Here is a 12,477-nt window from a genome sequence, read left to right as displayed (position 1 = left end):
AAAAATCGCATATATAATCATTATCTCACGATAGGGGATACGCATGAGCTCATTGTACGATGTACTCATCATAGGGGGCGGCCCGGCCGGCCTGGCCACCGCCTACCTGTGCCACAAGCATGGCCTCTCCTACCTGGTGCTTGAATCGGGTAAAGCGGTATTCCAGGGAATCGCCAATACCTATCCCGAGGGCAAGCATGTGTACGCCTCCAAACCCAAGGACGCGCCGGAACCGTTTTTGGTGGACGAACTGCGGCCGCCCGACAAGCCGGTCACGGTGGAGAGCTACATCCAGTATGTGCAGCATTTCGTGCAGCACGAGAAGATCAATGTGCAAACCGAGGTTGCCCTGGAGGATATTCGTGAAGAGCGGGACGTGCTCTCCGTGATAACCGACAAGCGCGTGTTTCGCGGACGCAAGGTCGTGCTTGCCTTCGGAAGCAGCATCCCCCGTGAACTCTCGGTATACGGCGATGCCAAGATGGTGGCCAAGAACCTGGAGGATGCCGGCAAATACGTCGGCGTCAAGACACTGGTCATCGGCGGCGGCAACACCGCGGCCGATGTGGTCATCGCCATACTCAAGGCCAAGCGGGAGGTGAACGACAACCAGCCGGTCTACTGGTCCCACACGTCGGGAAAATTCGACGTCAACAAGGAGACGGCCCAGCGTTTGGGCGAAGAAATCCTGCTGGGGGGCAATATCCGTCTGTATCCCGGCGCCACGCCGCGCATCGGCGAGGTGGATAAGGAGGGGGTGGACCGTCTGGTCATCCGCATCAACGAATTCAAGCAGGCGGATGGGATCGACCTGTACCACGCCCTGAGTTTTCCCATGGAGAACGTGATCGCCTGTATCGGTTCCCAAGGGCCGATGCCGATCTTCGACAAACTCGGCATCCAGATGATCACCTGCGCGGCCGGGGTCTGCAAGATCGCCAAGGAGGGGGATCGCCTGGCGCTTTTGACCTCTGAATTCGAATCCACCCGCAAAGGGGTCTATGTCATCGGCGGCGCCATCTCCCCTTCCTACATGAAGATCAAAGAAGGGGCCATTGCCGAGGAGCGCCATCCCAACCTGATCTACACCGCCATCAACGACGCCTACCACGTCGTGGAGGCCATCAGAAAGAAAACGGGAAATTAGAAAGCGCGCCGCTTGCGGCGTGCCGGAGCTCATTCCTGCGCACGGCGCGCCGCACGCGGCTCCCGTTTCAGACCAGTGCCCCCCTTGAAAATTATCCCTGCGATGATTATGTTGGCTTCATATCGATTCCATCCCACAAAGGAGAGTGCATAAGCATGTCCAAGACGACCAAACAGTTCCAGACCGAGGTACAGCAACTTCTCGATCTGGTCATCCATTCCCTCTACTCCAATCGCGACATTTTCCTGCGTGAACTGATCTCCAACGCATCCGACGCCATCGACAAGGTACGCTTTGAGGCCCACTCCAACGAATCGGTACTGGAAGGAAACAGCGACTGGAAGATCAAGCTCATCCCCAATAAGGATGCGGGCACCCTGACCATCCTCGACAACGGCATCGGCATGAACATCGCCGAGGTCGAGGAGAACATCGGCACCATTGCCCGTTCCGGCACCAAAGCCTTCATGCAGAGCCTCAAGGACAAGGTATCCAGCGACAACCCGGAACTGATCGGCCAGTTCGGCGTCGGTTTTTACGCATCATTCATGGTCGCCGACAAGGTTACGCTCTTCACGCGCGCGGCCGGCTCCATCGAGACGGGATGCTGCTGGGAATCCGCCGGCGATGGCTCCTACAGCATCGAACCGTGCAGCCGGGAAAAGCGCGGCACCGAGATTGTCCTGCACCTGAAGGATGAGTTCAAAGAGTATCTGGACGAGTGGAAGATCCGCTCCATCATTAAAAAGTACTCGGATTACATCCAGTACCCCGTGGTGATGGACGTTACGCGTACCGAAGTGCCCAAGGGAGTGGACGGCACGGAGATCGAGGGGGCCGGCACCATCGAGAAGACGGAAGAGGAAATCCTCAACTCCATGAAGGCCATCTGGGCGCGTTCCAAAAGCGATGTGACCGAAGAGGAGTACAACGAGTTCTACAAGCACATCTCCCATGACTTCGAGAACCCCTTCCGCACCATACACTTTTCGGCCGAAGGCACCAGTGAATTCAAGGCGCTGGTGTACCTGCCGGCCCACAAGCCGTTCGACATGTTCTTCGCCGACCGCAAAAAAGGGCTGCAGCTCTATGTCAAACGGGTCTTCATCACCGACAAGTGCGAAGAACTGATCCCCGACTACCTGCGTTTCGTCAAGGGCGTGGTGGATTCCTCCGACCTTCCCCTTAACGTTTCCCGCGAGATCCTCCAGGAGGATGTACAGATCAAGCGCATCCAGAAGAATCTGGTCGGCAAGGTCCTCTCCACCCTGGCCGAGGAAAAGGAAAAGGACTACGATTCCTACGTGACGTTCTGGAAGGAGTTCGGCCAGGTTCTCAAGGAAGGGGTCCACTTCGACTTTGCCAACAAGGAAAAACTCCAGGACCTGCTCTTGTTCGAAAGCACGCGGAGCGAGAGCGGCTCCTTCGTATCGTTGAAAGAGTACGTGGAGCGCATGCCCGAGACACAGAAGGAGATCTATTTCATCACCGGCACCAGCCGCGAAGCCCTGGAGCAATCGCCGCACCTGGAGGTGTTCCGCTCGAAGGGCTTCGAGGTGCTGTTCCTGACCGACCCGGTGGACGAATGGGTGGTCCAGGCGCTTACCGAATACGACGGCAAACAGCTCAAGGCGGTCGATCGCGGCGATATCAGCATCGATAGCGAAGAGGAAAAAAAGGAGAAGGAAAAGAAACGCGAGGAGGCCCAGAAGGAATACTCCGACCTGGTGTCCCTCATTACGGACCGGTTGAAGGACAAGATCAAGGAGGTGCGCTTCTCGAACCGCCTGACCGACAGCGCCTGCTGCCTGGTTGCCGACGAACATGGCATGAACGCCAACATGGAACGCATCATGAAAGCGCTCAACCAGAGTGTGCCCGAATCAAAACGCATCCTGGAGCTGAACCCGGACCACGCCATCCTCAAGGTAATGGCCGAGCTTCACACGGCAGACAAGGATGCCCCGGCCCTGGGCGACTATGCCGACCTGCTCTACGACCAGGCCCTCCTGACCGAGGGGTCGCCCATCAAGGACCCGCTGCGTTTTACGAAACTCGTCAGCGAACTGATGGTTAAAGCAGCAGCGAAATAACTGAGACAGCCTCCCCCGGTCCTGCCGGGGGAGGCCAACCGCCCCGCCCTGCGCCCCGCAATAAAAATTCAAATATCTCTAAAAATTTGCCTGCATTATGCCGATATTGATTAAAGCACCACTCTCACTCGAACGGTCCCCCCAGCCTATTTCCACCGCGACGTTTATACGTCAAATAACCAGGGATCGATCCAACGAACGGAGCTATATTCATGATGAGCGACACATCGGCAGGAGATGGAGCCAAGGAGAGCATCCCGGGCAAGGAATTCAAGAAGCTCGGCTACAGCCTGTTTATCGCCATTTCCAAGGACAAGCAGGAATGCCTTTGCAGCTATGTGCCGCGCCCGCAGGGGTCCATGATGACTCGGGACGACCTGAATGGCTACCTGGCGGCAGCCGGGGTGAAAGGAAACTTTAACGAAGGCGCCCTCAACACCTTTGCGGTCAATGCCGCTGCCGGACAAGCGCAGCGCAACGTGGTGGTGGCAACCGGCATCCCGCCCGTCAACGGGATCGACGGCTGGCTTTCCTATACGGTACAACCGGCCGTTGCCGCCCAAGCGGATGGCGATGACAGCGCCGCCATCGACCTGCACCAGGTTCAGACCTTTATCAACGTCATGCCGGGCGACGAGATCGCCCACGTTACGCCCCCAACCCCCGGGTCAGCCGGCAAAAGCGTGACCGGCGAGACCATCCCCCCCCTGCCCGGCAAACCCCTGGCCCTCAAAATCGGCAAAAATATCACCGTCGAGGACGATGGAGAGCGGCTTGTGGCCAGTGCCGCCGGCAGGGTATGCGTGGCCTCCGGCGAAATATCCGTTGAGGAAGAGTACGTGGTGTCCGGGGATGTCAACTTCAGGGTCGGCTCGATCGTCTTCAACGGCATCGTTGAAGTGCGCGGGGACGTGCTCGACGATTTCAGCGTCCACGCCACCAAGGGGCTGCGCGTCACCGGCAATATCGGCAACTGCAGCATCCAGAGCGGCGGCGACATTTCCCTCTGCGGCATGGATGGCCAGGGAAAGGGAAGCATCGTGTGCGGCGGCAGCATCAAGGCGCAGTTCATCCATGACTGCATCGTCGAATGCGCCGGCGATATCATCGTTGAGGTGGAGTTGCACAACTGCATCGTCAGGTCGCTGGGCAGGATCATCGTCAACAGGGGGGCGATTGCCGGAGGCTCGTATACCGCGCTGGGAGGGATTGAAGCCAAAAAGATCGGATCGATGGCCTCGGTCAGGACAAAGCTGACCGTGGGCGTCGATTATCACGATGCCGAAGAACTCGAAAGGCTTATGGAGGAGCTTGCCCTCAACCACAAGCAGAGCGGGGAGGCGGGAACGCTTCAGGAAATCGAGGAGTTGCGCCAGAAAAGGGCAGCCCTGACGGACCGGATCATGGAAATCCGCTCAAAGGTCGATGAACGGGCCAACCCGAAGGTCAATGTCAAAGGGACTCTCTACGACAACAGTCTGCTGGTGGTCGGGATGCAGAACGAAGAGATCAAGGACCCCCATGACGGGCCTCTCAGCGCAACCGAGAACACGATTGACAGCGGACTTCGCTATCTTTCCCTGACCAGCCTGGACGTCAAGGCAGGCGACATCGAGAAGGCCTTTATTCTCGAGTATCAAAAAAGGTAGCCGCCCCAGACGGGACGGCTCGTCACAAACCATCACCTCACCGGTTTCTAGTGAATCTGGAGTATGGTTTCCAGGGCCTTGCGGTAGGCCCCAGCAGCTTCCCGCGGTTTTTTCTGCCCTTCAAACATCCGCCCCTTGTACACGTACAGGTTGTAGTCCAGCGGATTGATCTTCTCCGCCGCGTCGAACATCCGCAACGCCTCCTCCGGCTTGTCCTGCTTGCCATAGGCAAAACCCGCATAGTAATAACACGGCGTGTAGGATTCGTCCGCCTTCAAGGCGCTCTCCAGCAAGTTCTGCCCTTCCGCCAGCCGGCCGTCCTCGAACAACAGCAGAGCCGATTCGCACAGGGCAATGACGTGGGTCGGCTCCTTGCCCAGGGCCTCCCGGAACTGCGCCTCGGCCAGGGCCTTGTCCCCACGTTGCATATAGAACTTGCCCAGGCTGATGTGGGGCAGGACAAACGCGGGGTCCGCCTCGATGGCCTTCTTGAACCACATCTCGGAACTCTCGGCCATGCGCCCCGACTTCAGGGTGTTCCGCCCCATGTTGTAGAAACGAAGCGCGTTCTTGGTCGGCTGATATCCCTTCTTCGCCGCTATGGCCGGTTTCGCCCCCTCCAGGGATGCGCTCACGAAATCCGCCATCTCTTCCGCGCCCACCAGGGGATAGCCGGAAAGCTCGTACCGGATGACCCGCTCCTTGTCCACAATGACCGTCGTGGGCAGGGCAATGATGCCGAGATCGTGGAAATAGTCCAGACCGCTGTCCACGAGAACCGGATAGCTCAGCTTGAGCCGCTCGACGGTCGAGCGAATCCGCGCCAGGTCGGCGGCGGAGATCTTCTGCCCGTCAGCGTTGATGGCCACGACCGCAAGTCCCTGGTCGCGGTATTTTTGATACAGCTTCTCCATCCGGGCCAGGGCCTGTTCCGATTTTTTGTCCCAGGTGGACCAGACCAGGAGGATCGTCAGCTTCTCCCCTTTCAGGTTGGCGAACGACCTCTGTTCGCCGGACAGCTGACGCAGGGAAAAATCGGGGGCCTCCATGCCGGACTGGAGCTGCTGGAGCGTCGCAGCCGCCGGGGTGAACAGGAACATGCCGTACGCGGTGAACAGTGTGGCCAGAAGCGCGGTTCTCTTCAAAAAAAGATCACGGGTTGAAACTCTTTTTCGGGACATTATTCCTTCCGCTCTGCATCTCACGCCTGAAGCGGGATCGAGTGTCATTTTCTCCCCTGCCGATACTTTGCTATGCCTTCTTGGTACTCCGCCAGGGCCTTGTGGGGATCACCCGATGCTTCGTACACGCGCCCCAATTCATAGTGGGTCCTGACCGGATTCGGATTGCGGAGCAGGGCCGCTGTCAATACCTGCTCGGCCTCCTTGAGATTCCCGGCGCGGGCCAGGAGAATCCCCTCCCCCGTCTTGCTGCCGGGGTTCAGTTGTGTGCGCCGCAGGATATCGTCGGTCTGAAAAATGGTTTCCAGGGCCTTGCGGTAGGCCCCAGCAGCTTCCTGCGGTTTTTTCTGCCCTTCAAACATCCGCCCCTTGTACACGTACAGGTTGTAGTCCAGCGGATTGATCTTCTCCGCCGCGTCGAACATCCGCAACGCATCCTCCGGCTTGTCCTGTTTGCCATAGGCAAAACCCGCATAGTAATAACACGGCGTGTAGGATTCGTCCGCCTTCAAGGCGCTCTCCAGCAAGTTCTGCCCTTCCGCCAGCCGGCCGTCCTCGAACAACAGCAGAGCCGATTCGCACAAGGCAATGACGTGGGTCGGCTCCTTGCCCAGGGCCTCCCGGAACTGCGCCTCGGCCAGGGCCTTGTCCCCACGCTGCATATAGAATTTGCCCAGGCTGATGTGGGGCAGGACAAACGCGGGGTCCGCCTCGATGGCCTTCTTGAACCACATCTCGGAACTCTCGGCCATGCGCCCCGACTTCAGGGTGTTCCGCCCCATGTTGTAGAAACGAAGCGCGTTCTTGGTCGGCTGATATCCCTTCTTCGCCGCTATGGCCGGTTTCGCCCCCTCCAGGGATNTCACGAAATCCGCCATCTCTTCCGCGCCCACCAGGGGATAGCCGGAAAGCTCGTACCGGATGACCCGCTCCTTGTCCACAATGACCGTCGTGGGCAGGGCAATGATGCCGAGATCGTGGAAATAGTCCAGACCGCTGTCCACGAGAACCGGATAGCTCAGCTTGAGCCGCTCGACGGTCGAACGGGCCTGCGCCATTACGCCATCGGCACGCTCCTGCACATCCGCTTTGATGGCCACGACCGCAAGCCCGTGGTCGCGGTATTTTTGATACAGCTTCTCCATCCGGGCCAGGGCCTGTTCCGATTTTTTGTCCCAGGTGGACCAGACCAGGAGGATCGTCAGTTTTTCCCCCTTCAGGTTGGCAAACGACCTCTGTCCGCCGGACAGCTGACGCAGGGAAAAATCGGGGGCCTCCATGCCGGACTGGAGCAGCTGGAGCGTCGCATCGGCGGGAGTGGCGGGCAGGCCCGCACAGGCCGCGACCAAAACACCCGGCAGCGCGGTTCTTTTCAAGGCACGCAAAACAGTGGATAGGGGGATCGTCCTGATCATCGTTCCTTCTGACAGGTATCGGCCGTCAAACAACCTGGGTGGAAAGAGGCGGCGGGAGGGGGCGTCACTTTCTCCCCTGCCGGAATTTCGCTATACCCTCTTTGTACTCCGCCAGCGCCTTGTCGAGGTCGCCCGAGGCCTCGTACACGCGCCCCAGCTCATAGTGGGTCCTGACCGGATTCGGATTGCGGAGCAGGGCCGTTTTCAATACCTGCTCGGCCTCCCGGAGATTCCCGGCGCGGGCCAGGAGAATCCCCTCCCCCGTCATGGCGGCATGGGAGTGCTGATTGCGTTTCAGCGCCTCGTCAAACGCCGTCTTTGCCTCTGCCGGGGCGTCGGCGTCCAGCAGCAGGTATCCCAGGCGCACATACAGGACGGCGTCGTCCGGTGCCCGAGCGATCTGCTCCCGCAGGCCGAGGATTTCATTGTCCCGAGAGTGCGGGGCGGCCGGGGCAGAAACGGGCGGCGGCTCCTTTTCCGCGGCCGCCTTGGACGCGGTTCCGTCTGCCGCCCAGGAAGAAACGGCCGTGAGTGCGACCATACCCGCAACACCCCACAACAGCCTGCCACCAGACAGGCGGGGTGGGGTCGATACCGCCAAACGCTCTGCGTTGCCATCTGCCATTATTGATTCTTCACCGCATGCTTCCGGTCATAGGCGAACTGCTTGTGGCACCCCGGCAGACACCGTCCGCCATCGGCGGTCTTCTCGAAACCGACCGGCAGTTTCCAGGCGTTAAAGGGAACCGTATCCCGCACGTGGCGGGGATTGTTGGTCGCGTGGGCATCGTGGCATGCCCGGCAGGTGCGCCCCTTTACCGCCTTGTTGACATGGACGAAATGCAGGTTTTGATCGCCATTCCTGAAGGCGGTCAATTTTGTGGTTCGCTCATCGTCGGCCAGGGATTTTTCATGGCACATGTAGCACAGCTTGTAATTTTCCGGGTTATAGCCGGCGTAAAAAACCGGGGGGAAGTTTTCGCGCAGAATCCTGAAATTCTTGGAACCGTGGGTGTTGTGGCACCCCGAGCAGTCCTTCTGCTTTATGGGACCGTGAAAATCCGTATTGGCATCCAGCATGGCCTTCATATTTGCCACCCGCGTCGTACCGCTCCCATACTCCCTGTTATGACAGCTCATGCAGAGGTCCGCAGGTTGCATGGTCAACTGTTTGACGTAATCGGAGACATGGGGGTCATGGCAGGCAAGGCATTTCTTTTCCGTGGCAAGCCCCTTGTGCTTCACGGTCGCCGAGTTGATATCCGTCTGTTTTTCCTTATGGCAGCCAAGGCAGAGTTCCTCCGAACCATCGGCCTTGAAGTTGTACCGGTACTCGCCGCTATGGGCATCATGGCAGGCGGTGCAGGACTTCTGAACCGGAGCATGGGTGAACTTCTTGTTTTTGAAGGCCTCGGCCTTATCGGCATGGCATTCGAAACAGACGGCGTTGACGGTTGTCCGCAGCAGTTTGGGGAAATCGCCCTGGTGTACGGCGTGGCAGGTGGTGCAACTCCCCACGGCAACCGGCCCATGGACGAACTTGCCCTTCATGATGGAGCGGTCGTGGCACTTGAAGCAGAGTTCCGCGCCGGCGGCACGAAGCTGGTACTTATTGGGGGACTGGTGAGAATCGTGGCAGGTGAAGCATTTACCCTGCTTGACCGGTGCATGGACATACTTGTGGGTATCGAGACGCTCGTGGCACTCGGCGCACAGCTTGCCCGTGTTCTCTATGGCCTCGAACTTGTGTTTCCCGGTCTGCTTGTGGCAGAAGGTACATTCGCCCGTGGCCACGGGACCATGAACATATTTTTCGGTACCCATTTTGCCGTGACAATCGGTGGTAATGCAGGATGCCTTGGGGGGAGCGGATTGGCTGGACAATGCAAAAGCAATGTTCGCGGTGCCGGTGGACAAGAGGAGCAACAGACCAGCAACAAACATCACAGCTACAGCACATGGAGTCTTCCTGCGCACAGTACAATCCCTCCTTCAATCAAGTAAATCATAACATTGCAACTGTGCTTTAAAACCATGTATGTAGTTAATTGTCAAGCGATTTATCCAGAAAGCCTTCTTGCATCATATCGGCTGCGCATACAAGGGGCCTTGGATCGCGTCGGATCGCGGCAGGATCAGTAGGCGTACAGAACCTCGATATTAGCCTGCGCCATGGGATTATTCTGTCGTTCTCCCTTAAGCTCCATACGGTAAATATACGGAATCGACTGTGGCGTGAGAACAGTGCTGGATTCCGCAACTCCGGAGCCCTCCAGTTGAAGACCGCTCGTGTCGGAATTACCCTTCACCGTGTCGACAATCTTGGAATACACGACAAACGGACTGCCCGTAACAGCTGCCATGGTGAAACTCATATCGGAACTTTCTTTTGTCGCGTAGGGGGTGCTGCTGCACCCAGCAGGCCAATTGGCGGTCGATTTGGTTAACTTGCTCTGAATGCACGACTGGTCAGAAAGCAGCTTAGTCACGGTAACACCATTGCTAAAGGCCGTCTGAAGGTCCGCCGCCATGGTGGCGCTCGAGTAGTTCCGCATGATAAACGGCAGAATATCCTTGGCGTATATCTCTGCCCCGCCATAGGTGGCCTCGAGAGCGGTCTTGTAATGCTTGTTCAGCCCTGACACCTGGACGCTCTGGGTCATCATGTAGAGCAGAGCCATAACAATCGTGAGCGATATCAGAGTCAGCATCAAGGATGTGATCAAGGCGAAACCATCTTCATTCTTTATCCTGTTCAAGGCCATCACCTCAGCTTACTCATTGGAAAAGAGATTTTTGGGACGCACCACGAGACGGTACAACTTCCATCGATAATTCAGCAGCCCCTTAGCAGCCAGATCGTAGGAACTGGTCAAGCTTATTTCAGCCGCATTACTGTCACCGACTACAATCGGCGACGGGCTGGTATAGTTCAGATCGCGCCTGCCGTTCTGGGCCAGCACATAAATCTTCACCAATTTCAGGTTGTTCCTGATATTCGGCACCGTGGCGGCGGAAGCGTTGTTTGCCGCTGAAAGCGCAGTAGAGACCGTGCCGCCAGTGGGCGCAGTACAGACGCCTGTCATGACACTACCATTTGCATTCGAATAACAATCGATTGCACCATCACCGTCCATGTCCCATCCGAGGACCACTTGCATATCGGCAACACAGTCCAAGAGAGGAAAATACGTCAGCTTGCCATCGGAGTGGTTGACCATCGCCTTGTAGAGGATGCCGACATAGGGGCTGGGATTGCCATTGGCGTCCTTGGCGCAGACAGCGGGAATCCTGCTTGCATCGGGTGAACCGGCACTACTCGTCGGCTGAGCGACAAAGTAGTCGGCCCGGTTGAAGGGCATGCGGGGGGTGGAACTGTCAATGCCGTACGCCGTATAGATAGCGTTACTCGATGATGAAAACTGGGCAAAGGCCGAATTGCTGAAGGCATAGGAGAAGTTGGTCGGGGAGCCTGAAGGGTTCGCCATGAGCGTCGTACTCTGACCGGTGGCGCTCACCTGCCGCTTGAGTAATACGACATTATCGTTGTTTCCCAGGTTCTCAGCTGCTGATGCCCAGGAATGGGGCGTAACGTTGGGTGGTGAGATTTCAAGGTAGGTCCATTTCTGGGCGGTTTTGGAGGTGCCGACCGTGGTGGCCTTGATAACCAGATAGTCGGTATTGGCAAGAATCTTGTAGTTACCGCTACCGTCCGGGTCCAACGAGACAGATGCCACATTATTGTCGGCTATGATCGGCCGCGGCGGCTCGGTACCGGTATTGAAGTCGTTATAGGTGCTTGCGGGGGCATTCAAGGCTTCTCCGGTATACGCGATCGACGAGGTTTCGGTAAAGAGCCCCAAACCGGCCTGTTGCAGGTCATGTCTCAGCATTTCGAGCCCGACGACCCCCTCGATATTGCTTTCCTCACTCCGAAACACTTTGTTACTCTGTTCGAGGATCGTCTTGAATGCGCTTCCCGTTATCATCAGCACAATCACGAAAAACGTCATGACAATCAAAACTTCAGTCAGAGTAAAACCTTTGTTATTCACTCGCATAGTATTTCCATTCACTGATTTGTCTTTGTGATTACCGCCGACGCTCCATGGTTGTACGAAACCCCTCTATGGTGCCAAGAGACCGCAATATTGACCTGTTTGGAGTTCTGGAGAATTATTCCGGACCGAGTAACCGAAAAATTCTTAAATGCATTTAAAACCGGGCGATTACTGATAACGTAGGAGCTGGTGGATGTTGAAACGAGATCATAGCCTTTGGCCATCTCCCTGGCCATTTGTTCATCCGCGACGACAACGCCCTCGTTCCGCAACTGGTTCTGGAGATTGTGATTCAGGGATACGTTTACAGCCTGCAAAAGTCCCAAAAGCCCCACCATGAGGATAACGATGGCCACAAGGAACTCGATAAGGGTAAACCCGTTGTCATTTAACATTGCAGTTGTCCGGTTGCCCATTATTGTCACTGTCCACTCCCTGCCCCATATTGGTTTTAGCCATGCCAACAGCGATACAATCGAACATGGCGCCGCTATTTACCGGGTTGATGAAGAAGTTAAGCGCATTGTTCGAGATGCCCCTGATATCGAATTCAAAAAAAGTGCCCGCTATGGAGTTGCCATTGTTCAGGCTCAGTTGATAAGCGATATTTTTGGTGAAAAGGACGTGCCCCCCCGTCAAGCTATCCTCGTTGTCGCTGCTGTAATTTTTCATCACATAGCTGGTGGGTTGGAATGTAATCCTGTGTCGTTTCTTCTGATAGATGGAATGGAGCCTGGCATCATTCAGGTCGGCAAATATCTGCCGCGTCAGGCTCTCGATCCGAGCCTTGCGCTGCATGGTAGTGAAACTGAGCGTAGCAATAGAAAGAATTATCCCAATGATGGCCATGGTAACGATAAGTTCAATCAATGTGAACCCTGCTTTGTTCATCCCTTATCTCCCCGGCCGGGTCCAGAGAGAGCGCAAAAAG

The 12,477-nt window shown here is 56.9% G+C and carries 11 protein-coding genes; 3 read left to right on the top strand and 8 right to left on the bottom strand.

All coding sequences use genetic code 11. The features are described 5' to 3' along the window. Window positions 1-43 precede the first annotated feature (43 nt). From F6V30_RS12140 to F6V30_RS12130, 3 genes are all read left to right on the top strand, one after another. Window positions 44-1,147 (top strand): NAD(P)-binding domain-containing protein, encoded by a 1,104-nt coding sequence (locus F6V30_RS12140; protein ID WP_149305897.1) that lies wholly within the window; start codon window positions 44-46, stop codon window positions 1,145-1,147. Between the two features lie 155 nt (window positions 1,148-1,302). Further along, window positions 1,303-3,240, top strand: a complete 1,938-nt coding sequence (gene htpG, locus F6V30_RS12135; protein ID WP_151157216.1) for a molecular chaperone HtpG — start codon at window positions 1,303-1,305, stop codon at window positions 3,238-3,240. 212 nt (window positions 3,241-3,452) lie between these two features. Next, window positions 3,453-4,889: a DUF342 domain-containing protein gene (locus tag F6V30_RS12130; RefSeq protein WP_151157215.1), complete on the top strand. Its 1,437-nt coding sequence runs from the start codon at window positions 3,453-3,455 to the stop codon at window positions 4,887-4,889. 47 nt (window positions 4,890-4,936) lie between these two features. Here the strand turns inward: F6V30_RS12130 and F6V30_RS12125 are convergent, their stop codons facing one another. The 8 genes from F6V30_RS12125 to F6V30_RS12090 form a co-directional block, all read right to left on the bottom strand. Continuing rightward, window positions 4,937-6,070 carry a TlpA disulfide reductase family protein gene (locus F6V30_RS12125; protein WP_191965678.1) on the bottom strand — a complete coding sequence of 378 codons (1,134 nt, stop codon included), beginning with the start codon at window positions 6,068-6,070 and terminating at the stop codon, window positions 4,937-4,939. 44 nt (window positions 6,071-6,114) lie between these two features. Then, window positions 6,115-7,350: a tetratricopeptide repeat protein gene (locus F6V30_RS12120; protein WP_476739155.1), complete on the bottom strand. Its 1,236-nt coding sequence runs from the start codon at window positions 7,348-7,350 to the stop codon at window positions 6,115-6,117. A 199-nt stretch (window positions 7,351-7,549) separates the two neighbouring features. After that, a complete protein-coding gene (locus F6V30_RS12115) occupies window positions 7,550-8,026 on the bottom strand; it encodes a tetratricopeptide repeat protein (protein ID WP_191965677.1) in 477 nt (158 codons plus the stop codon). An 83-nt stretch (window positions 8,027-8,109) separates the two neighbouring features. Then, window positions 8,110-9,309: a cytochrome c3 family protein gene (locus tag F6V30_RS12110; RefSeq protein WP_191965676.1), complete on the bottom strand. Its 1,200-nt coding sequence runs from the start codon at window positions 9,307-9,309 to the stop codon at window positions 8,110-8,112. Between the two features lie 311 nt (window positions 9,310-9,620). Further along, on the bottom strand, window positions 9,621-10,244 hold the full coding sequence (locus tag F6V30_RS12105; RefSeq protein WP_420850277.1) for a hypothetical protein: 624 nt from the start codon (window positions 10,242-10,244) through the stop codon (window positions 9,621-9,623). A gap of 15 nt (window positions 10,245-10,259) precedes the next feature. Beyond that, on the bottom strand, window positions 10,260-11,546 hold the full coding sequence (locus tag F6V30_RS12100; protein WP_151157210.1) for a prepilin-type N-terminal cleavage/methylation domain-containing protein: 1,287 nt from the start codon (window positions 11,544-11,546) through the stop codon (window positions 10,260-10,262). Window positions 11,547-11,557: 11 nt separating this feature from the next. Beyond that, entirely contained in the window at window positions 11,558-11,941 is a 384-nt protein-coding gene (locus F6V30_RS12095; RefSeq protein WP_246163477.1) for a type IV pilus modification PilV family protein, read from the bottom strand. Beyond that, window positions 11,931-12,437 (bottom strand): pilus assembly FimT family protein, encoded by a 507-nt coding sequence (locus F6V30_RS12090; protein ID WP_151157208.1) that lies wholly within the window; start codon window positions 12,435-12,437, stop codon window positions 11,931-11,933. The genes F6V30_RS12095 and F6V30_RS12090 overlap by 11 nt, the downstream gene beginning before the upstream one ends. Between the last annotated feature and the right edge of the window lie 40 nt (window positions 12,438-12,477).

Source organism: Oryzomonas sagensis (assembly GCF_008802355.1).
Taxonomy (GTDB): domain Bacteria; phylum Desulfobacterota; class Desulfuromonadia; order Geobacterales; family Pseudopelobacteraceae; genus Oryzomonas; species Oryzomonas sagensis.
The sequence above is the reverse complement of the archived record's forward strand: the minus strand, read 5'-3'. Positions and strand labels throughout refer to the sequence as shown.